We start from the raw sequence: 22265 nt of genomic DNA, 5'->3' as shown, positions 1-22265 counted from the left end.
ATTGAAAAATTTATTTGTATTCGTACTGTTAATCAACAGCGTTGTAAGAGCACAGCATACAGAAATTCAGGATAAAGCCGTCAAAAAAGTTTTAGAAAAATCGTATCCCGCAGCTGTAAAGCTGTGGGGTATTGATAGTTTAAACTTAAAACAAAACAGCCCGCAGTTTTCAGGTGTTGTCGTCAAGCCAGAAGGAATTATTTTAACTGCAGCTCATGCTATTCATCCGGGGAATTTTTATAGTGTACATTTTCCTGATGGAAAAAAGGTGAAAGCTAAGGCTTTGGGAAGAATGGGAATTAAATCCATGCAGGGAAGACCAGATATAGGAATGCTTAAAATAATAGATCCGGGAACTTACCCTTTTGCAGAAATGGGTTGGTCGGATAGTATGAGTACTAATAATTTGTGTGTCAGTATAGCGTATCCAACAACCCTTAATCAGGATGTTCCAACCATACGTGTAGGTAAAATAACAACCGCGTTAGATCCATGGGGATTTATAGTTTCAACCTGCAAAATGGAGCCAGGGGATTCCGGAGGTCCGCTTTTTGATAATCTGGGGAGGGTTATTGCAATTCATAGCCGTATCGCCATAGATGAAGATATTAATTACGAGTCACCTGTCAATCTTTTTAGAGAATATTGGGAAGATTTGCTGCAACCGGTAAATTACGCAGAACTGCCTTCAAATAAACAACAATTTGCACCTGACACTTCAAAAGATAAACTTATAAATTTAAGCGTTACTCCTCCTAATTTAGTGGCAAAAGGAATCGTCGAAATAGTAAGTAAGGATGATAAAGCAAAAGTAATAGCTTTTGGTACGCTTATTAAGCCAGACAATAAATCAGGAAAATTTACATGCATTGTTACCAAAAGCAGTCTGCTAACAAACGCAGTTGTAGTTAAAATTGATGGTAAATTATACGATGCAAAAGTTGTTGCTACTAGTTTTCCAAATGATTTAGCACTCCTAAAAATCAATAAAATTAATAAAGATGCAATTTCTAATACTAAAGCTGTTGAATCATTTAAGAATCTTGGAATACCCCTTGTTAGTTTTTTAAGTGATAATAAAAATGAATTAAGTTCTTTAGGATCTGATGTCTTTAAGTTTGAGGCTAAACCTGCTAAAGGTTACTTTGGTGCCGGAGCCAATTTTATTAAAGGAAATATAACAATCACCAGTTTTAGTCCGGATAGTCCGGCTGCAAAAGCAGGTCTGCAAGTACAGGATCAGGTCAAATTTATTAACGGTATTGCTGTTACGAAGCCCGAAGATTATGGCAGGGAATTAATGCAGTATTTGGTTGGTGATACGATTTCGATAAAGGGATTAAGAAACGGAGAGGAGTTCAGTTATAACGTAGTATTAGAGAAATCTCCTTTAAGTGATCACCCTTCGAATAAATTTGAAGGTGGCAGAAGTGAACGATTTGATAATTTTGAATCTGTTTTTGCGCATGATGCAAAGTTAAAACCGTATCAATGTGGAGGCCCTGTTTTTAAAGCTGATGGAACTTTTATAGGAATTAATATAGCCCGATTTAGTCGCACGTGTTCTTTGGCAATACCTGCTGAGGTAATTTTTAATTTTGTAGAATCTTCTTTAAAAACTGAAATTTAATAGTTTACTAAATAATATTAACCAGAACGCTTTCTTTTTAGGAAGCGTTTTTTTATGTTTTTAACGTTAAAAAAAAGTAAGTAAATATTTATAATTTAAGTTAAAAATAATTAGGTTTGCCGTTATGGAAATATTTGAAACTATTTCTAATATAAAAAACGAACAAACAAAAGTTCGGTTTATATCATAACTTTATTTATATTTGCAAAGCCATTAGTATGAGGATTATAGGGAAAAAGACAATCTTAAAGATCAAAAAGAAAAACATAGGAAATAAAAAGCTATGTATTGAAATTGATAAATTAATCACAGATTTAGAAAAGTTTAATCCTAACGAAAAAAATATTAACGACATTAGAAATGATGCAGATTGTGTTCATAATGACGGATTTTATTTTTTTGATATTCACATTCACAGAACACTGATATTGATTGAGTTTGATGAGGACGGTGAAGCTACAATTGTTTGGGCCGGAACGCATCAGGAATATGAATCGACATTTAAAAATACCAAATCGACTATTGAAAAATGGTTGAGAAAAAACGGTTATATAGTATGAAAACACATTTTGACATAGAGCAACTAATAGAAAAGGGCGTAATCACAAACGAATTGGATTATGAAAGAGCGCTTATTGCCGACAGAAAATTGAGACTTCTTGCAAAGGAAGATTTCAACTTTAAAAAGCTAAGAACTAAACTGCGTGATATAATTGAAAAATATGAAAATGCAGAATGGAGTGATGTTAATCAAATTGATGATGCCAAACTTTTAGAAAGTGACAAAGCAGAACAGATTGCCGAATTAGAAAGAGTTTTTCTGGAAAACAGAAAACAGGCAATCAGAAAAAAACTCAAAGAACTGGAATTGACTCAGGAAAATTTAGGCTCAATTTTAGGACATAAAAGTAAGACTCATATGTCTGAACTTATGAATGGTATCAAACCTTTTACTTTAAGAGATTTAATTGTGATAAATCGGTTATTAAAAATAGAAATAGCTGTATTGATTCCGGTTTTCCTTTCCAAAGAAGATCAAATTAAGGTAAAGGAGGCTGTGATAAAATTGGGCAAACCAAAAGTAAGACTAACAAGTGATGATTTGGTTTTAGGGTAATTGAATAATTTTGATTAATATAATGATAGAACGCTTTTTGTGCAAGGAAGCGTTTTTCCTTTTTAAGAAATAGAAAGAATATTTTCGTAAACTTGTTTTTTATAATACTTCCAAAATTCACAAGTACATAATTGGAAGAAGCGTGAAATTATAGATATATAATATGAATAATACAGTATTCTATTCTTGGCAATCTGATTTGGAGAATAAATTTAATCGCTCATTTATTCAAGAAGTTCTTGAAAAAGCTGTAAAAATTCTCGCCAAAGATGAAAAATTTTTATTAAATGCTGTTGTTGATAGAGATACTTATGGCATGGTAGGCAGTCCTTCAATAGTCGAATCTATTACTGCCAAAATCGCAAAATCAGATGTTTTTATTTGCGATATTTCAATTATTAATTTTTCATCTACAGCTCGCCCTACTCCAAATCCAAATGTTTTGTATGAATTGGGATTTGCTTCTGCAATACTCGGTTGGGATAGAATTATAATGATACAAAATACAGCTTACGGTAGTATAGATATGTTGCCTTTCGATTTACGAGGAAGACGTGTTTTACAATATAATTTAGACAGCTCTGTTGAAAGTAAAAGTGAAGAAAGAAATAAATTAAAAAATACCTTAGTAAGTATATTTCGAGATGTTCTAAAGCATTATGCTAATGATTTTATTTTAAAAGAAAAAATTGTTTGGTGGGGGAAATGGACAATTGATTCTAAAATTAAAGTTCGTGGCGGGCAGTTGCATATTAGTAGAGTTTCATCGGATGCATTTTTATTTACTATTTCAATTTATGATGGGGCAAGATCCGGTAACATTTCTGGGAAAGCACAAATTATGACTCCGCATTCGGCTTATTCAAAAATTAAAACTTTTGATGGACAAAATTGTGGAATTATTTTTCGTAGAAGACTTGAAAATGACAGATGGTTTATCGAAGTTGAAGAAGGAGAAAATTGTGATACTTTCCATGGTTATAATGCTACATTTTCAGGACATTATATTCATGAAACAGAGATGATTGTCGATAATGGTCACATAGATGAAATTGACCTTAACGAAATAGAAAGAATTACAGGTAAATATTTATCAATTTTTTTAGGAAATTTTCAAGAGTTACATTTTGAAGAAGATTCGGAGGATAAAAGTCTAACAGTAATATCAGGTGGAGTAAAAGGATTGTATACAATTATGGAATCTATAGTTGCATTAGATGAGTCAGGGTGTGTTTGGTGTGCATTTATTGATCCAGAGATTGATTCAATTCGATATTTTTCAAATGTGCCAAATGAAATTAAAAACAAACCGAAATCTATCCAATCTTGGTTAGATAAGTTTCCTAGTAAAGAAGTTATTGAAAATGATAAAAATGAACAATATTTAGATGAAGAATTTTAAAACTTCTAGGCCATCTATATTTTAAATAGTAATAGCAATTACTTCACAGTAGAAACCAATAACTCCCGAATATCCACTTTTAAAAAAATAGAAATCTCATAAAGTGTTTCAATAGACGGTTGAATTTCATTTGTACACCAACGAGAAACAGTAGATTCCGTTTTGTTTAAATGATTAGCTAATTCTTTTCCACTTCTATTTTTTTCAGCTAAGACAGATTTTATTCTATTTAAATTTTCTTTTGACACTATGTTGATTTATGAATTCTCCTGCAAATATCGCAAAATTTTAAATACTTGAAAATCAAAGTTTAATATGTTGAAATTGCTTTTTCGTGTTGATTTATTTTGTTTTAAATATTATTTATTATAATATTGTGTAAATAAGTTGTCGTAATGAAGCAAAAAAATATAATTCAGCGCACAGGAAAAAGGCAATTGAAGGTACATCAAAAATACATTTCAAGGTCATACCATCGTTATGTTGTATTCCCAGAAATCAGACTTTGTGGGAAGTGGCTTCAGGGAATTGGCTTCGATTGCGGACAATTCGTAACAGTTTTACTTGAAGAAAATAAAATTATCATCACGGTGAGCAACGAAACAGAAATAGAGGAGTAAATATTTGTTTCAATTTAATATTTAAAAATGCTCTTTTAGCTCGTATCACAAAAAATTCAAATATAATTTATCTCTAAATCATTCTTCCAATTCTAAAATCAAATCCAATTTCACAACAACCATTGAATTAATTCAATATTTTAATAAAAAACCATAAGTACCTTGTGTTGTTAAAATAAACACAAACACTTATGAAAAAAATCTACTATTTAATGCTGTCCTTTCTGATATCGGGATCAGTTTCTGCAGCTACTTATTATGTAACACCAATCGGAACTGCTTCAAATTCTGGTTCGAGTTTTACTAACGCAATGAATTTTAAAACGGCTGTTGGCAAAGCCGTTGCCGGAGATGTTATTTTATTGCAGGCCGGAACGTATACAATTGCGTATACTACCGGTGCCAAAAACACGATTTCATTTACAAAATCAGGAACTTCGGCAAGTCCTATTAAGGTGGAATGCGTAAACAACGGAAGGGCGATCATAGATTTTTCGTTTCCGGATCAGGAATGGGTACAGGATTCGTACGGTTTTAGCATTACAGGTTCTTATTGGAGTTTTAAAGGAATTGCCATTACCAGAGCGGGCTATCAGGGCGCTTATGTAACAGGTTCTAATACTGTTTTTGAAAATTGTGCTTTTTACAACAATCGTAATACCGGTCTGGAAATTAACAAAGGAGGTTCGAATACCACAGTAAAAAACTGCGATGCGTACAGAAATTATGACCCTAAAAAGAAGGGAAGCATGGCAGACGGATTCGGCCCAAAACAAGAACAGGGACCGGGAAATAAATTCATTAACTGTCGTGCCTGGGAAAATTCAGATGACGGATACGATTGTTTTGACAGTACCCAAAAAGTGACTTTCGAAAACTGCTGGGCAATCAGAAATGGAGTAGATGTGTGGAATTACGGAGGCTTTACCGGAAACGGAAATGGTTTTAAAGTAGGAGGAAATTCTGTTCCGGCAGACAATGTACTGACTAGATGTGTTGCGATAGGACATCCCAAAAAAGGATTTGATCAGAATAACAATACCGGAAGCATAACGGTTTATAATTGTACAGGATTCGGAAACAACATCAACTTTGGTTTTGGAAATCCGGTGCAATCTGGAAAGAAACATATTTTCAAAAATAATATTTCATTATCCGGAACTATATCAATTTCAAACGCCACGCAGCAAAACAACTCGTGGAATTTAAGTGTAACTGTAAGCACTGCCGATTTTACAAGTACCAGTACTTCACTTGCCATAGCAGCCCGACAGTCAAATGGTGATCTTCCGACTAATTTGCCTTTCAAATTAGTTCAGGGAAGCGATCTGATTGACAAAGGAACGAATGTTGGTCTTTCGTATTTCGGCAGTAATCCTGATTTGGGTTATGCTGAAAGTAACTTTACAACCGCTAAAAAAATAAATACAGATCTGGCTGGAGAAACGATAGAAGATACGAACTCTGGTTTTGCATTTAATTATTATCCAAATCCCGTAAAAAATATTCTGACAATAGAATTAGACAATGAAATGGTAAAAGGTACAGTAATAGAATTGGCGGATTTATCGGGTAAATTGATTGTTAATAAAACAATGAATGGGCAGATACAAAACTTAAGTTTAGAGAATCTTCCGTCAGGAGTTTATATTTTGAACTTGATAACTTCCGGAAATAAAATTAGTAAACGCATCATTAAAGAGTAGACATTTGTAAATTTTTATTATTTTCACTTTAAAATTAAATAAGAAAAATATGTCGAATTATAAAGTATTAATCGCACTAATCTTTTCTGTAATTTTTAGTAATTATGTACATCCGCAATCAGGAAAAGTCATTATAAAACCAATTACAAATGCGGATAATAGTGTTGACTTTACTTATACCAAAGAAGCAGTAGGCAGTTATATAGTCAGCGTCAATTTCGGAAAACTGATAAATGCAGTAACAAGTGTTACAAAATTTAATGCAACTGCCGATTCAGGTTTACTTTTTACGTTAAAGCCAATCAATAAGAATAAAAAAATCGATTTTTTATATACGTATAATGCAACTCAGGGCTATTTAAATCCGACTGTAAATCAGGATATCATCTATTCACTCCCTTTTAAAGAAGGGAATGTGGTAAAAATTTATGCCATCACCAGAAGTGATATGAGTCCTGAAAGGTGGAAGAGTTATCTTGTTTATTCCAGAAATCAGGATACTATTTTCAGTATGAGAAAAGGAACTGTTGCCATTATTAGAAATTTTTCTGAAAAAGATTACGACGAAGTAACCAAAAAAACTACCAGTATTGAGAGAAAGCAAATTGTTATAGAACATGCTGACGGAACCTTTGCTACTTATTCGGGAGTTGAGGAAAAATCAATTAGTGTTACGCTAGGTGAAAAAGTGGATGCTCATACTCAACTAGGTGTTATGAACAGATACAATGATGATACCTTTAAATTTGTTTTCAATGTCTATTATCATGAACAGGACGAAAAGAACAAAAAGAATTTTAGAGGCATCGAAGTAGCTTTTAGTCCTAATTTTATAACCCAAAAAGGGATAGGGAAATTGGTAGACAAAAGGGAATATGTCGTGATTTATAATGATACTGTCAGGCTTCAGGAATAAATTCAAAATAAAAACACATGAAGTTGTCCTTTGAGACAGGCTCATGTGTTTTATTTTAATGAAATGCCTTTAAAGACAATCCAAATACTATGTTTCTATGTGTTTAGAACAGAAATTTAATTCCTAGTCTTTTTCTTTCCTTCAATATTCGGCAGAAATCCGGTAATGATTCCAAGCAAAGGAAGAAAAGCGCAAATGCTAAATACATAAGAAATACTCGTTACATCGGCTATTTTTCCCAGAACAGCAGAACCCAAACCGCCCATTCCGAAAGCAAATCCAAAGAAAAGACCAGCAACCAGACCGACTTTTCCGGGCATTAATTCGGTGGCATAAACCAAAATAGCAGAGAAAGCAGACGAAATAATCAGTCCGATAATGACAGATAATATTCCTGTCCAGAATAAAGAAACATATGGCAGCAGCATTGTAAAAGGAGCAGCTCCCAAAATAGAAATCCAGATGACATATTTTCTTCCGAAACGATCTCCAATCGGTCCACCAATTAAGGTTCCTGCAGCAACTGCACCTGAAAATAAAAATAAATAAACCTGTGACTGCTGTATTGAGATGTGAAATTTATCAATCAAAAAGAAAGTGTAATAACTCGTTATACTGGCCATGTAGAAATATTTGGAGAAAATCAAAACCAATAAAATAATCAGGGAAACGATTACTCTGTTTTTAGACAAATGATGTGTCTCAATTTTATGCGCTGCTTTATTGGCATTTCTTTCAGCTAAATGTTCCGTGTACCAAAGTGCAATTTTATACAATGCAAAAATTCCAATCAGTGCAATAAGGCAAAACCATGCAATGTAAGTTTGTCCGTGCGGAATGACGATAAAAGCGGCCAACAATGGTCCGATGGCACTTCCTGCATTTCCTCCCAACTGAAAGATTGACTGCGCCAGTCCTTTTTTACCGCCCGAAGCGAGATGCGCTACTCTCGAAGATTCCGGATGAAAAATCGAAGATCCGATTCCGATTAAACTTACCGAAAACAACAGATAAGCAAAGCTCGTGGCAATAGAAGCAAAAAATAGCCCGACAAGCGTAAACGACATTCCGATTAGTAAAGAATAAGGTTTCGATTTTTTATCGGTATACATTCCGACAAACGGCTGAAGAATAGACGCGACGATTTGATACGTAAAAGTAATGATACCGATTTGGGAAAAACTCAAATTAAAATTGTCTTTGAGCAAAGGATAAATTGACGGAATTACAGCCTGCAAAAGATCATTGATTAAATGCGAAAAACTGATTATGAATAAGATTGAATAGGTGGTTTTTTTGATAATTTCCGGATGAGCTTTAATAGTGTCCATGAGTTATTTTCAGGTTTTAAAATGATTTAAAATAACAGTTGTATTATTTTTTACAAAGGTGAAAAGAAATAATAATGTCGTAATTACTATATTTGGACAATGAATAATGATATTCGGACATATAAAGTAGTGAGTTTTGGATTTCAAATTAATCCTGAGTTACCGGTTGTGGGGTATACTGAAATGGTAAACGATGCCGTTTGTGTCTCGCATTCGCACCCGCGGGCACAGATTATTTACGCGACAAGCGGAGTCATGAATGTTGTGGTCGATAATCAGATTTGGGTGGTTAATCCGCTGCAGGGACTTTGGATTCCGGGTGGCGTCGAGCATCAGGTTTCGTTTCAGAAAGATGTCAATTTGTACAGTGCTTTTATTGATCCATCATTTACAGACGGACTGCCGACTGCGAGTTTTTCTTTTGATATTTCGGTGTTTCTAAAACAATTGTTGTTCAAAATCATTTCTTTTGGAACAGAAGGAGATATTGCACCCGCAAAAAGAAGAATCATTGATGTGTTTCTGGATGAACTGACTTTAATTGAACCGAGTGCGACTTTCCTGCCGACAACCAATCACGAAAGGTTACAAAAAGTAGTGGAACTTTTACTTAACGATGTCGCCAGTAAAAACACGATCGACCATTATGCAGAAATTTCTTTTATGAGCAGCAGGACCTTATCCCGATTGTTCATAAAAGAACTCGGAATGAATTTTAGCGACTGGCGTACCCGCTTAAAATTACTCGAAGCTATAAAACGACTAGGCGAAAAACAATCCATAAAAGAAATCGCACTCGATTTGGGTTATGAAACGGCCAGTGCTTTTATATTTATGTTCAAAAAACATTTAGGAACTACACCTTCTAATTATATTTTAGAGGATCAGAAATGAGTTTTTAACCTCATAATTATATGACTCAGTTTTAAAGATATTTTATTATAAATTAATAATGTTTTAAAATTCTCTCAAAAAAGGAATATTTTGTTAATTTCAGGACGGTACAGGACAGTACAGGTTATGAAATGTAAAAGGAACACTTATCTTTAATCCCAAAATATCTTTTTATGCGAAATCGATTTCAAAATTTTAAAAAATTATTTGTTTTTATAGTTTTATTTTCTTCAGCTTTTGTATTTGCTCAGGAAAATAAGCCTGCCACATGGATTTGGTATCCAGGCGATTTCGAAGTTTGGTTAAGCAATAAAATGCAGGTAAGACGCACAGAACGCGAAGCAGTATTTCCTCCGCTTTGGCAATATTATAGTCCGTATGCTTTGGTTACTTTTCAAACAGAAGTAGATATTCCGCAACCAGACGACGTGAAAATTTACTCAGAAGGACCTTTTCAATTACTTTTAGACGGCGTTCAGATTTACGGACAGCCAAAATCAATAACGGTTCCAGCCGGAAAACATAAAATTTCTTTTAAAGTGTACAATCAGGAAGTATTGCCGGCAATTTATATTAATGGAAAATACGTTAAATCTGATGCTTCATGGAAAGTAACCAACGAAGATAAACTTTGGATTGACGAAACCGGAAAAGCGCAACAATCTGGTACGCCATGGGTTCCTGTTGGTTCCTGGAATTTTGATTCAGCAGAGAATAAACCTTCGGGATTTAAACTAACAACCAAACCTTTAAGTGCAAAGAAAACAGAAAAAATTGGAGCGGGTCAGTTGGTAGATTTTGGAAAAGAGACTTTCGGTTATATTAAAATTCATGGTTTAAAAGGAAAAGGGAAACTAGCGCTTTATTATGGGGAATCTCGTGAAGAAGCTTTGGATTCTGCTAAATGCGAAACTTTAGATCATTTATCTTTTGACGGAAAACAATCCCAAACTTATACACATAATGGCTCGAAAGCATTCCGTTATGTTCAAGTACAAGCAGATGCTGGAGTAAAATACGATTCAATTTCGATGCTTTATGAATATTTGCCATTAGATTATCGCGGCGCATTCAAATCATCAGACGAACAATTGAATAATATTTGGGATGTGTCAGCTTATACGATGCATTTAACTTCTCGAGAATTTTTTATAGACGGAATAAAACGCGATCGCTGGGTTTGGTCTGGTGATGCGTATCAGAGTTATTTAATGAATTACTATTTGTTCTTTGATTCGGCTTCTGTAGAACGAACGCTTTTAGCACTTCGCGGAAAAGATCCTGTAACGGCTCACGTAAATATCATTATGGATTATTCGCTGTATTGGTTTGTAGGTGTTTACGATTACTACTTACACACAGGCGATACGAAATTCATCAAAACTTTCTATCCAAGAATGAAATCGCTGATGGATTTCTGTTTAGAAAGAAGAAACAAAAACGGATTCCTTGAACCATTAGAAGGGGACTGGGTTTTTATTGATTGGGCAGACGGATTGCCAAAAACGGGAGAAGTGAGTTTTGAACAAATGCTTTTAGCAAGAAGTTTAGAAGCAATGGCGGTAAGTGCTGAAATTGCTGGGAAAACTGAAGATCAAAAACAGTATCAGAAATTAGGAACTGATTTAAAAACCAAATTATTTGATGTCTTTTGGGATAAAAAAGAAAACGTGATGAAACACCAGCGTATCGATGGAAAAATACAAAACATCGTAACCAGATACGCTAATATGTTTGGTATTTTCTTTAATTATTTTAATGAAGAACAAAAACAAAGCGTAAAAAATAAAGTGTTACTCAATAAAGATGTTCTTCAAATCACAACGCCATACATGCGTTTTTACGAGTTAGAAGCGTTGTGTGCGATGGGCGAACAGAATTATGTTTTAAAAGAAATGAAAGATTATTGGGGTGGAATGCTGAATGAAGGCGCAACATCTTTCTGGGAGGAATACAGACCAAACAAAAAAGGAACGGAGCATTTAACAATGTATGGTCGTCCATACGGGAAAAGTCTTTGCCATGCTTGGGGTGCGAGTCCGATTTATTTATTAGGAAAATATTATTTGGGTGTAAAACCAACTGCTCCGGGTTATGCTGAATACGAAATCAAACCAAACCTTGGAGGATTGCAATGGATGGAAGGAAAGGTACCTACGCCAAACGGAGAAGTGGCTTTGTACGTTAGCAAATCAGAAATTAAAGTAAAAGCAGTTGAAGGTCAGGGGAAATTGATTGTTGAAAGTAAATCAAAACCAAAATCAAATTCAGGAGCATTTACAGAAGTTTCTAAAAATAAATATCAATTAATGGTGCAACCAAATGTAGCCTATCAAATTAGCTACAAAGCTTTATAATTTATGAGTCTTACAAAATTTCAAAGGTGCTTATTGGCATTGTTTATTTTAATAGCACCCAATTTAACGCAAGCACAGAATAAAGAACTGAAACCAGTTTCGTACACTGTTGTTACAAAAAAACTGCAGACCTACACTTTGCAACAATATGCTCACGTGTTCTCGGGAAGTAAACATAATGTGGTAGGATTGGCAACAGAATTGCGTGGATTTAAAGCAGTTCGGCTTCCATTGGACAGTTATAAAAATGGAACTCAAGATCCCTTAAAATTAAATTTTTCGCACAATTCAAAATTGTTAATCGGAATTTTTAAGGATACTTCTTCAGATTATTTGCAGGCTAATCAATTGGAAAATGCACAGTTGGTTATCCAAAATGGAGTTACAGTTACGGGACTTCCGGCTGTTGATGTTTATGCTTTGGAAGTGAAAAAAGGAATTCAAACCATTTTTCCCAACAAAAAGGGATTATTTATGGTATTGGGAGCTATAAATAATACGAGTTCTTTAGTGCAAACGGATGCTAAAATGTTAGATGGAAGAGAATGGAAGTTTCCGTATATCATAGAAGATTTTTCAGATGAAAAACCACTTTTCGAAATTATCAGTGGAGAAAACAAACCCGTTATTGATGAAGGAATGTCCGGAACAGAAGGAATTCAGGGCGGTTTTGAAGGCGGACGTGTTGTAAAAGTTGGGGATACGTACCACATGTTTCCAACAGAAAGAGCAGGAGAAAAAGGCGTTGATTACTATTACGATCGTGTAAAAACAAAAATAGGGCACTGGACAAGTAAAGATGCGATTCACTGGAAAAGAGAATCGACAATTTACCAAGCAAGCGGAACTTACGCTGTAACAGAAGACGATAATCCAATGAATGACCGTCGTGGTGCTATTTGGTCGTATATGCCGGTTTTCAACGAAAAAGCAAACAAATGGTATGGTTATTATTTAGCCTACACCGTTCATAAAGAAATTCAGCCGAATCATTCCTTTGGAAGAATCTGGCGTTGCGAATCAACTGTAGATGGAATCGACGGAATTGGTGGTCCGTACAAAGATATGGGTATTATTATGGAACCAGGATTGGATTCACAGCCTTGGGAAGGACGACAAGGAGTGGCTTCTTTTTTTCCATATAAAGTGGGCGATAAATATTTTGGATTCTATAGCGGTGCATATCCGTTCAATTCATGGGCAGATTATCCTAAGAAATCAGGAAAAGGCTGGTTTGTGGCTTTGGCAGAGTCAAATAGTCTCGAAGGGCCTTGGACTCGTTTGAATAAAGGTTTGGAGCCGATAAAAACAATTCATCCGCAATTTGTAGAAAACCCAATTGTGAGTCAATTACCCAATGGTTTGTACATCGCAATTTTCGACGGAGGCCCAGACGGCTGGGGTCATCATTTACCAAATATGATTGCGTATTCATTATCAGCAGACGGTGTTAATTGGGCAGAAGCACATTATTTACCAATCGAAACCAAAGTAGATAAATGGTGGGATATTATGAGAACGCCATTGTGTTTAATCCCAGAAGGAAATGATGTTTATACAATCGTATACAATGCAATTGATTTAAAGAGAAGATTTCATCCAACAGGAATGGTAAAAGTAAAATTGAACAGAGATGTGATGGATTCTAAATTAAAAGAATTGAAAAGATAAAGTTTCCCGCAGATTTTGCAGATTAAGCAGATAAAGAAATCAGCCAAATCTGCAAAATCTGCGAGAGAAAAAAAACTTTGCGTCTCAGCGACTTTGCGAGAGTTAAATAAAAAGCTTAAAAATTAATCTCGCAAAGACACAAAGTCACAAATAAAAAAACTTAGAGCCTTAGTGCCTTCGTGGCAAAAAAAACATAACAATGAAAATTAAATATCTAATCGTAGCCATTTCAGCACTTGCCGTAACCAGCTGTGCAACCAAATACAAGAAAAGAGAAATCACCGACAGTGTAATGCAGGAGATTTACGAAGAAATCAAAACGCCTTATAAATACGGTTTGGTGATGGTTCCTACCGACAATTCATACAAAATGGATTGTCCAAGTGTGTTTAGAAAAGGTGGGAAATGGTATATGACGTATTTAATTTACGACGGAAGAGGTTATGAAACCTGGTTAGCAGAAAGCGATAATCTTTTAGATTGGAAACATCTGGGAAAAGTAATGTCTTTCTCAGAAAACGAAAAACATTGGGATGTCAATCAAAAAGCAGGATATATTTCTTTGCAAGATATGACTTGGGGCGGAAGTTACGAATGGGAAAAATACGATGATAAATACTGGATGAGTTATTTTGGAGGAGACAGCAAAGGTTACGAAGCAGGTGTTTTATCAATCGGAATGGCATATACTAAAGAATCGCCGACGAAACCACACGAGTTTCAAAGGTTAGAAAATCCGGTTTTAACGCCAAAAGACAAAGACGCCAAATGGTGGGATAATAGTACGATGTATAAAAACAGTGTAATCCGTGATAAAGATAAACTGACGGGACACAATTTTATCATGTATTACAATGCTCGTGGAGATAGTTTAAATCCAGCAAAAGGTGCGGAGCGTATCGCAATGGCGGTTTCAAACGATATGAAAACATGGAAACGTTATGGTGATAAACCCTTAATCAACCATCATAAAGGAATTTCAGGAGATGCTTATATTCAGCGTATTAATGATACTTGGGTAATGTTCTATTTTGGAGCTTTTTGGACGGGTTGGAATCAAGGTGCATTTAACCGTTTCGCCGTTTCGAATGATTTAGTAAACTGGACCGACTGGAAAGGCGACGATTTAGTTAAATCTTCTGAACCTTACGATGATTTGTTTGCTCATAAATCATTTGTAGTAAAACATGATGGAGTTGTTTATCATTTTTACTGCGCGGTTAACAAAGCAGAACAAAGAGGAATTGCCATTGCAACTTCTAAAGATTTAGGGAAAAGCAAATTGAGTTTTGTGGCACCGCCTGAGAAGAAGAAGAATTAAGAGGAAAGTACAAAGTACAAAGAATTAAGATATAGTACGTTTTAAACCTGTCAGGTTTAACAACCATAAGATAAATAAAGACCAAGTTTGTCATTTCGACTGAAAGGAGAAATCACACTCGTAACCACAAAGATTGTCGATTACAGTTGTGGAATTTCTAGTGCGATTCCTCCTTCGTCGGAATGACAAAAAAACTAAAAATAAAATAATGTTTAAGCAAAATCATATTCAGCAATTTTTCAACTTTCGACTTTCGACTTTCGGCTTTTTGACTGTAATTTTACTTTTCACAATTAACATTAACGCCCAATCTGTAACAGGAGAACCAGCGGGAGTTCCAGAGTTGAATAAAAAGTACGAATTTGCTCCGTGGGAAGATCCAACAATCACAAGCATCAACAGACAGCCATCAAGAGCGACTTCATATTCATACACTTCTGTTGAAGATGCTTTAAAAGGCGACAGAACCAAAAGCCGAATCCAGATGCTAAATGGCGATTGGGATTTCAAATATGCTGTAAATCTAAAAGAAGCTTCAAAAGATTTCTATAAAAATACTGTTTCAGGCTGGGATAAAATCGAAGTACCTTCCAACTGGGAAATGAAAGGATATGATAATCCGATTTACAAAAGTGCCGTTTATCCGTTTAGACCAATAAATCTGCCTTATATTCCGAAAGATTATAACGGAGTAGGTTCTTATCAAAGAAGTTTTACCGTTCCTGAAAATTGGAAAGATATGACGGTTACGCTTCATTTTGGTGCCGTAAGTTCAGGTTTTGAAGTTTGGTTAAATGGAGAATTTTTAGGTTATGGCGAAGACAGTTTTTTGCCGTCAGAGTTTGATATTACACCCTATTTAAAAGCGGGAGAAAATGTAGTTTCTGTTCGTGTAATTCGTTGGACAGATGGTTCTTATTTAGAAGATCAGGATCACTGGCGAATGAGCGGCATCCAGCGTGAAGTTTTCATTATGGCCGAGCCAAAACTGCGTATTCAAGATTTCTTTGTTCAAACGAAATTAGATAAAGAATACAAAGATGCTATTTTCAAATTGCGTCCAAAAGTAGAGAATTTGACTGGAGCAAAAATCAAAGATTATACGATGCATGTTCAGTTGTACGATGCTAATAATACTGCCATGTTCAAAGAACCGCTTCAAAGACCTGTAATCGATTTAATCAACGAAAGTTATCCGCGTTTGGATAATGTTCGTTTTGGATTCTTTCAGGAAACCATTAAAAATCCTAAAAAATGGAGTTCAGAGGAACCGAATTTGTATACGATGGTTATTTCATTAAAAGATAAAAATGGAAATGTTACCGAGGCTAAAAGCTGTAAAGTAGGTTTCCGTTCGATTGAATTTTCGAAAGAGAATGGTAAAATGCTCATCAACGGAAAAGAAACGTATGTATATGGCGTAAACCGTCACGATCATCATCCGACGAGAGGGAAAGCCGTTACGAGAGAAGATATCAAACAAGATATTACCACAATTAAGAAGTTCAATTTCAACTTTATACGTACAAGCCATTATCCAAACGATCCTTATTTCTACGAATTATGTGATCAATACGGAATCATGGTTATGGACGAAGCCAATCAGGAAACACACGGAATAGGTGGTAAATTAAGCAACGATCCGCTTTGGACAAACGCTTATATGGAAAGAATGATTCGAATGGTCGAAAGAGATAAAAACCATCCGTCTGTCGTAATGTGGAGTTTGGGTAATGAAGGCGGAAAAGGGCCGAACCATTCTGCAATGTCGGGTTGGGTTCACGATTTTGATATTACGCGTCCGGTACATTACGAACCTGCACAAGGAAATGCAAAATTAGACGGATATATTGATCCGCTTGATCCGAGATATCCAAAAACAATCGATCACGCCTATCGATTCGAAAACCCGCAAGATGATTCGTATGTCGATATGGTGAGCCGTTTTTATCCAGGCGTTTTCACACCTAAATTTTTAGTCGATCAAAAGAAAGATACACGTCCGATTATTTTTGTCGAATATTCTCATGCCATGGGAAATTCGGTTGGAAATTTAAAAGAATTGTGGGATGAATTCCGTTCGCTTCCTAGAGTTATTGGAGGTTGTATTTGGGAATTCAAAGATCAGGGAATCGTAAAATTTGATTCAAGATCAGGTCAGAATTATTTTGCACATGGCGGAGATTTCGGCGAAAAATATCACGACGGAAACTTCAATACAAAAGGAATTGTTGATTCTTACGGAAAACCAAAAGGTTCTATTTTTGAGAATAAATGGGTGTATCAGCCAGCGATTTCAACTTTAAACGGAAATCAATTAGAAATTAAAAACCGTCAGGCAGTAAAATCTTTAGAAGGATATATTCCGGTTTTAAAGGTGTTGGAAAACGGAAATGTGATTAAAACTCAGATTTTAAAACCTTTGAAAGTAGAAGCAGGACAATCGACAACTTTAGATATCAGTTCTTATTTGCCAAATATGAAAGCTGATGCTGAATATATTTTAAATATAGAATTCCAGCTTTCAAAAGATGAACTTTGGGCTTCAAAAGGTTACGCTGTCGCGAAAGATCAGTTTGTGTTGAAAAAGAAAGAAGTTGTTTCAACTGAATCTAAAAAAGAAAATAGCAATGTTTCTGAATCAGATTCTGATTTCAAAATCAAAGGAAAAGCATTTGATATTACAATCAATAAAACAAACGGAGCTTTGAGTTCGTATGTTTTTAATGGAGAAGAACAGGTTTTTGCACCGTTGCTTCCGAACTTTGTAAGACCGCTTACAGATAACGATAAACGTGGTTGGAAGTCTCAAAAATTATTAAAACAATGGTATAAAGCAAAACCAAAATTGGTAAATATTGCCATTGATAAATCGGCTTCAGCAATTAAAATCACAAGTAATTATGAAGTGATAAAAGACAGTGCAAGCGTAAATGTGGTTTACAGTATTTTACCAAACGGATTAATAAAAGTAGATTACAGCTTAAAAGCATCAGACAAACTGCCAAACATTCCAAAAATCGGAATGCAGATGGGAGTTAAAAGAAGTTTCGACCAGATTTCATGGTACGGAAAAGGTGAATTGGAAAATTACAGCGACAGAAGTTTTGGTTCGTTTGTTGGGAAATATTCGCTTCCAATAAATGATTTTATCGAACATTACCCAAAACCACAGGAAAACGGAAACAGATGTGATGTAAGATGGATGGCATTAAGCACTCCACAAAAAAATAACGGATTTTTAGTAGTAAACGATACTAAAGTTCTAAGCATGAGCGCATGGCCATACACGCAAGAAAACCTAAGTGCATCAGGACATACGTACGATTTGAAAGATCCAGGATTTTTAACTGTAAACATCGATTTAATCCAAATGGGTGTGGGAGGAAATGACAGCTGGACGATTGTAGCACAGCCATTAGAACAATATCAGATTAAATCTGGAAATTATGACTACAGTTTTTATTTGACGCCTTTCAGCGGTTCGAAGAATGAATTGGAAAATAGTTTGAAGAAGTTTAAATATTAGATTACGATTTATCCTAACAGGTTTCCAAAACCTGTTAGGTATTTTGTATTTATAGATAAAGTACAGTATAAGTACAGTTTGTCATTTCGACGAAGGAGAAATCTTCGTAAGTAGCTCCGCATGCTGGATCAACTTTGTAGAGTTTCTTGCGAAGATTTCTCCTTCGTCGAAATGACAAAAAAACGGAAATACATCAAACCCGACAGGTTTTAAAAACCTGTCGGGTTTACGAACAAAATAAAAACAATAAAATGTTTCAAAAAAAACACCTCTTTTTCATGTTATTTCTTGTGGGATTCCTTTCCGCGCAGGAAGTCCATAAAAAAGAAACTACTTTTCAGCCAACATTAGAATCCTCAAGACCTTGGGTATATTGGTATTGGATGAAATCGGCGTATTCTAAAGCGGGAATTACAGCCGATTTAGAAGCGATGAAACAAGGTGGAATTGCGGGTGCATATTTAATGACCATCAAAGGCCCAGCCAATCCACCATTGATTGAACCGCCGGTTTTACAGTTGAGTCCGGAGTTTTGGGATATGATTCATTGGGCTTTTAAAGAAGCCGATCGCTTAGGTTTGAAATTGGCTTTTCACGGAGCTGACGGATTCGCCGTTGCAGGAGGACCGTGGATTACGCCAGAAATGTCGATGCAAAAAGTAGTCTGGTCTACGACGGAAATTTTAGGCGGAAAAAAAGTGACTTCAAAATTGCCAGTTCCAGCGCATTACAAAGACTATTATAAAGACATTGCCACTTTTGCGATTCCGATTAAAGAATACGAAATCACTTCGCAAATGCAACTGCCAAAAGTAACGACATCCAACAATACCGATGCATCGTTTTTGGCAGATCCTAAAAAAGACGAGAACTTCAAATTTGCCGATGCGGGTTGGATTCAGTATGAATTTGCACAGCCTTTTACCTGCAAATCAATTGTAATAGAAACCAAAGGAAGAGATTTTCAGGCACAACGTCTAATTGTAGAAGTGAGCGATGACGGAATCAATTTTAGATTCCACGAAAGAATGATTGCGCCACGTCACGGCTGGCAGGACATGGATTTCCCAAATACACATACAATTACTCCCGTAACAGCAAAATATTTCCGATTTGTTTACGATCCAAAAGGAACAGAACCCGGAGCAGAAGATTTAGATTTTGCAAAGTGGAAACAGAATTTGAAAGTCAGTAAAATTACACTTTCGAATCAATCGCTGATTAATAATTACGAAGGGAAATCAGGAGCAATCTGGCGTTTGACTACGCAAACAACAGACAAAGAAATTCCAAATTCTGATGCATTCAAAAAATCAGAAATCATTAATATTTCCAATTTTGTAGATGCGGAAGGAAACTTAAACTGGAAAGCACCAAAAGGAAAATGGAAAATTATCCGAATGGGACATACTTCGACAGGACATGAAAATGCAACTGGCGGAGCAGGAAAAGGTTTGGAAGTAGATAAATTTAATCCCGAATTAATTCGTTTTCAGTTAGATCATTGGTTTGGAGAAGCCGTTCGTTCCGCTGGGACAGAATTGGCTTCAAAAGTATTGGAAATCCTGCATTTTGACAGTTGGGAATGCGGAAGCCAAAACTGGTCTTCGGTTTTTCAGGCTGAATTTAAAAAGAGACGTGGTTATGATCTTGTAGAATATTTGCCTGTAATGGCGGGAATTCCTGTAGAAAGTGCCGATTTCTCAGAGAAAGTTTTATACGATGTCCGCAAAACAATTGCTGATTTTGTGGCGGATAATTTCTACGGAACGGTAGCCCAGATTGCGAAAGAAAATAACGTTAAATTTAGCTCGGAAAATGTTGCGCCAACAATGATGAGTGATGCTTTGTTGCATTATAAATATGTCGATTATCCAGGTGGAGAATTTTGGCTGAAAAGCCCAACACACGATAAACCTTTTGATATGGTTGATGCTATTTCGGGAGGACATATTTACGGAAAAGATATTATTCAGGCCGAATCTTTTACGGCCCTGCGAATGGATTGGGACGAACATCCCGGAAATCTGAAAACAACGGCAGACCGCAATTATGCCTTAGGAATTAACCGTTTGTTTTACCACGTTTTTGTCCACAATCCGTGGACGGATAGAAAACCGGGAATGACTTTAGACGATATCGGAACTTTTTTCCAAAGAGACCAAACTTGGTGGAAACCTGGAAAAGCATGGTTTGATTATTGCCAAAGAGTACAGTTTCAATTACAAAAAGGAAAACCTGTAATTGATTTGGCGGTTTTTATTGGCGAAGATTTTCCTTCACGTTCTTTTGTGCCTGATCGTTTAGTGCCTTTTATGCCGAATGTGTTTGGAAAAGAAAGACTCGAAAGCGAGAAAATCCGATTAGAAAATGAAGGTCAGCCAACGGCGAAAATGCCAAAAGAAGTGACGTATTCTAAAAATATTACCGATTTATCGCAATGGATTAATCCGCTAAATGGATACCAATATGATTCTTTTAATGCCGATGTTTTAATCAATCGTGCGAAAGTGGTAAACGGAAAAATTTCGTTTGATGGCGGAATTGAATATGGGGCTTTATTCTTTCCGGGAAGTCATAAAATGGCACCGAATAAAATGCTTTCTTTGGCTTCCGCCGAAAAAATATTACAATTGCTAAAAGACGGTGGAACTATTTTTGTGGATGAAAAACCAAATCTTCAACCGGGAATCCATTCTGAAGCCGATCAAAAGAAATGGCAGTATGTAATTGATGAAATTTGGAATAATGCCAATTCATCAACATGGAAAATCGGAAAAGGAACAGTTGTCAAATTACCGTATCTAGGAAACGATTTTGGTTCAATTGGAATCACTCAAGATATTTATTTTCCAAATTTAAACCGAGCAGATTCAGAAACATTAGCTTGGGCGCATCGTAAATCGGATATTGAAGATATTTATTTCATTTCCAATCAAAAAGTAGAAAAACGTTCTTTTGAGACGTCTTTCAGAATTTCAGGAAAAGTGCCACAATGGTATAATCCTATGACAGATCAAACTTCGGCTTTAGCCAATTGGAAAATAGAAAATGGAAGAACAATCGCTTCTTTAACTTTAGAAGCAAATGAATCTGGTTTTGTGATTTTTAAAGATGAAGCGAAAGAAGTTTTAGCAAAAGGAAAATCATCTGAATTTGAGAAAGTTCAAACTTTAGAGGAAAATTGGGAATTGCAATTCGATCCAGCTTTTAAAGGGCCGAAAGAAGCAGTAAAAACAAACAAGCTTTTCGATTGGAGTACTTCTGAAAATGATGAGATTAAATATTATTCGGGAACTGTGATTTACAGAAAAGATTTTGTTTGGAAAGGAAAAAGCGCAGATAAAACTTGGCTGGATTTAGGCGAAATTTCCAATATCGCTGAAATCAAAATCAATGGAAAAGATTGTGGAACACTTTGGACTTTCCCTTTCAAAACTGATATTTCAAAAGCTTTGCAAAAAGGAAAAAATACGATAGAAATTAAAATCACAAATACCTGGAGAAACAGATTAATTGGCGATCAAAAATTACCAAAAGAAGAAAGATTAACCTGGACAACAGCGCCGTTTCGTTTAGAAGGAGAACCGTTGTTGAAAGCAGGATTGTTAGGGCCGGTTACAATTTTACAGGAGAAATAAATGTTAGCCACTCCCGATAGCTATCGGGATAAAAGGATTAGAAGGATTTTTTTTGAAAACAAAGAAAGAAATCAATTGCCTCCAACTTTAGTTGGAGGTTAAGAAAGAAGACACAACAAGGCTTTAGCCA

Annotated in this window: 15 protein-coding genes; 13 read left to right on the top strand and 2 right to left on the bottom strand. The window is 35.5% G+C overall.

What is annotated here, in order from left to right:
• The first annotated feature begins 1 nt into the window (after nt 1).
• The 4 genes from GWR14_RS05265 (at nt 2) to GWR14_RS05250 (ending at nt 4149) form a co-directional block, all read left to right on the top strand.
• On the top strand, nt 2–1630 hold the full coding sequence (locus GWR14_RS05265) for a S1C family serine protease (RefSeq protein WP_163408015.1): 1629 nt from the start codon (nt 2–4) through the stop codon (nt 1628–1630).
• A gap of 218 nt (nt 1631–1848) precedes the next feature.
• Nucleotides 1849–2190 (top strand): type II toxin-antitoxin system HigB family toxin, encoded by a 342-nt coding sequence (locus GWR14_RS05260; protein WP_163408014.1) that lies wholly within the window; start codon nt 1849–1851, stop codon nt 2188–2190.
• Nucleotides 2187–2747, top strand: a complete 561-nt coding sequence (locus tag GWR14_RS05255) for a transcriptional regulator (RefSeq protein ID WP_163408013.1) — start codon at nt 2187–2189, stop codon at nt 2745–2747. The genes GWR14_RS05260 and GWR14_RS05255 overlap by 4 nt, the downstream gene beginning before the upstream one ends.
• 163 nt (nt 2748–2910) lie before the next feature.
• Nucleotides 2911–4149: a nucleotide-binding protein gene (locus GWR14_RS05250; RefSeq protein ID WP_163408011.1), complete on the top strand. Its 1239-nt coding sequence runs from the start codon at nt 2911–2913 to the stop codon at nt 4147–4149.
• A gap of 38 nt (nt 4150–4187) precedes the next feature.
• Here the strand turns inward: GWR14_RS05250 and GWR14_RS05245 are convergent, their stop codons facing one another.
• Nucleotides 4188–4397, bottom strand: a complete 210-nt coding sequence (locus tag GWR14_RS05245; RefSeq protein WP_163408009.1) for a helix-turn-helix transcriptional regulator — start codon at nt 4395–4397, stop codon at nt 4188–4190.
• 147 nt (nt 4398–4544) lie between these two features.
• Between GWR14_RS05245 and GWR14_RS05240 the strand changes: the two genes are divergently transcribed.
• The 3 genes from GWR14_RS05240 (at nt 4545) to GWR14_RS05230 (ending at nt 7391) form a co-directional block, all read left to right on the top strand.
• Complete coding sequence (locus GWR14_RS05240; RefSeq protein WP_163408007.1) at nt 4545–4769, top strand: SymE family type I addiction module toxin; 225 nt, start codon at nt 4545–4547, stop codon at nt 4767–4769.
• A 191-nt stretch (nt 4770–4960) separates the two neighbouring features.
• The gene (locus GWR14_RS05235) at nt 4961–6475 is read left to right on the top strand and encodes a right-handed parallel beta-helix repeat-containing protein (RefSeq protein WP_163408005.1); all 1515 of its coding nucleotides are present in this window, start codon (nt 4961–4963) and stop codon (nt 6473–6475) included.
• Nucleotides 6476–6524: 49 nt separating this feature from the next.
• Nucleotides 6525–7391 carry a hypothetical protein gene (locus tag GWR14_RS05230; RefSeq protein ID WP_163408003.1) on the top strand — a complete coding sequence of 289 codons (867 nt, stop codon included), beginning with the start codon at nt 6525–6527 and terminating at the stop codon, nt 7389–7391.
• 116 nt (nt 7392–7507) lie between these two features.
• Here the strand turns inward: GWR14_RS05230 and GWR14_RS05225 are convergent, their stop codons facing one another.
• Nucleotides 7508–8722 (bottom strand): MFS transporter, encoded by a 1215-nt coding sequence (locus GWR14_RS05225; protein WP_163408001.1) that lies wholly within the window; start codon nt 8720–8722, stop codon nt 7508–7510.
• Nucleotides 8723–8821: 99 nt separating this feature from the next.
• On the opposite strand from GWR14_RS05225, the gene GWR14_RS05220 reads away from it, so the two are divergent.
• From GWR14_RS05220 to GWR14_RS05195, 6 genes are all read left to right on the top strand, one after another.
• Nucleotides 8822–9616, top strand: a complete 795-nt coding sequence (locus tag GWR14_RS05220) for an AraC family transcriptional regulator (protein ID WP_163407999.1) — start codon at nt 8822–8824, stop codon at nt 9614–9616.
• 173 nt (nt 9617–9789) lie between these two features.
• Nucleotides 9790–11973 carry an alpha-L-rhamnosidase-related protein gene (locus GWR14_RS05215; RefSeq protein ID WP_163407997.1) on the top strand — a complete coding sequence of 728 codons (2184 nt, stop codon included), beginning with the start codon at nt 9790–9792 and terminating at the stop codon, nt 11971–11973.
• Between the two features lie 3 nt (nt 11974–11976).
• Entirely contained in the window at nt 11977–13644 is a 1668-nt protein-coding gene (locus tag GWR14_RS05210; RefSeq protein WP_246236284.1) for a glycoside hydrolase family protein, read from the top strand.
• A 199-nt stretch (nt 13645–13843) separates the two neighbouring features.
• Entirely contained in the window at nt 13844–14965 is a 1122-nt protein-coding gene (locus GWR14_RS05205; protein ID WP_163407996.1) for a glycoside hydrolase family protein, read from the top strand.
• Between the two features lie 208 nt (nt 14966–15173).
• A complete protein-coding gene (locus GWR14_RS05200; protein WP_163407994.1) occupies nt 15174–18494 on the top strand; it encodes a glycoside hydrolase family 2 TIM barrel-domain containing protein in 3321 nt (1106 codons plus the stop codon).
• A gap of 251 nt (nt 18495–18745) precedes the next feature.
• A complete protein-coding gene (locus GWR14_RS05195) occupies nt 18746–22135 on the top strand; it encodes a glycosyl hydrolase (RefSeq protein WP_163407993.1) in 3390 nt (1129 codons plus the stop codon).
• Nucleotides 22136–22265: the final 130 nt, after the last annotated feature.

It is taken from the genome of Flavobacterium ajazii, assembly GCF_010614725.1.
Lineage (GTDB): Bacteria > Bacteroidota > Bacteroidia > Flavobacteriales > Flavobacteriaceae > Flavobacterium > Flavobacterium ajazii.
This window is presented reverse-complemented; position numbering and strand designations above follow the sequence as displayed.

What these genes read in the sequence shown, in the direction of transcription:
- GWR14_RS05260 (WP_163408014.1), top strand. Translation starts at nt 1,849, where the DNA reads ATGAGGATTATAGGGAAAAAGACAATCTTAAAGATCAAAAAGAAAAAC.
- GWR14_RS05255 (WP_163408013.1), top strand. Translation starts at nt 2,187, where the DNA reads ATGAAAACACATTTTGACATAGAGCAACTAATAGAAAAGGGCGTAATC.
- GWR14_RS05250 (WP_163408011.1), top strand. Translation starts at nt 2,911, where the DNA reads ATGAATAATACAGTATTCTATTCTTGGCAATCTGATTTGGAGAATAAA.
- GWR14_RS05240 (WP_163408007.1), top strand. Translation starts at nt 4,545, where the DNA reads ATGAAGCAAAAAAATATAATTCAGCGCACAGGAAAAAGGCAATTGAAG.
- GWR14_RS05235 (WP_163408005.1), top strand. Translation starts at nt 4,961, where the DNA reads ATGAAAAAAATCTACTATTTAATGCTGTCCTTTCTGATATCGGGATCA.
- GWR14_RS05230 (WP_163408003.1), top strand. Translation starts at nt 6,525, where the DNA reads ATGTCGAATTATAAAGTATTAATCGCACTAATCTTTTCTGTAATTTTT.
- GWR14_RS05225 (WP_163408001.1), bottom strand. Translation starts at nt 8,722, where the DNA reads ATGGACACTATTAAAGCTCATCCGGAAATTATCAAAAAAACCACCTAT.
- GWR14_RS05220 (WP_163407999.1), top strand. Translation starts at nt 8,822, where the DNA reads ATGAATAATGATATTCGGACATATAAAGTAGTGAGTTTTGGATTTCAA.
- GWR14_RS05215 (WP_163407997.1), top strand. Translation starts at nt 9,790, where the DNA reads ATGCGAAATCGATTTCAAAATTTTAAAAAATTATTTGTTTTTATAGTT.
- GWR14_RS05210 (WP_246236284.1), top strand. Translation starts at nt 11,977, where the DNA reads ATGAGTCTTACAAAATTTCAAAGGTGCTTATTGGCATTGTTTATTTTA.
- GWR14_RS05205 (WP_163407996.1), top strand. Translation starts at nt 13,844, where the DNA reads ATGAAAATTAAATATCTAATCGTAGCCATTTCAGCACTTGCCGTAACC.
- GWR14_RS05200 (WP_163407994.1), top strand. Translation starts at nt 15,174, where the DNA reads ATGTTTAAGCAAAATCATATTCAGCAATTTTTCAACTTTCGACTTTCG.
- GWR14_RS05195 (WP_163407993.1), top strand. Translation starts at nt 18,746, where the DNA reads ATGTTTCAAAAAAAACACCTCTTTTTCATGTTATTTCTTGTGGGATTC.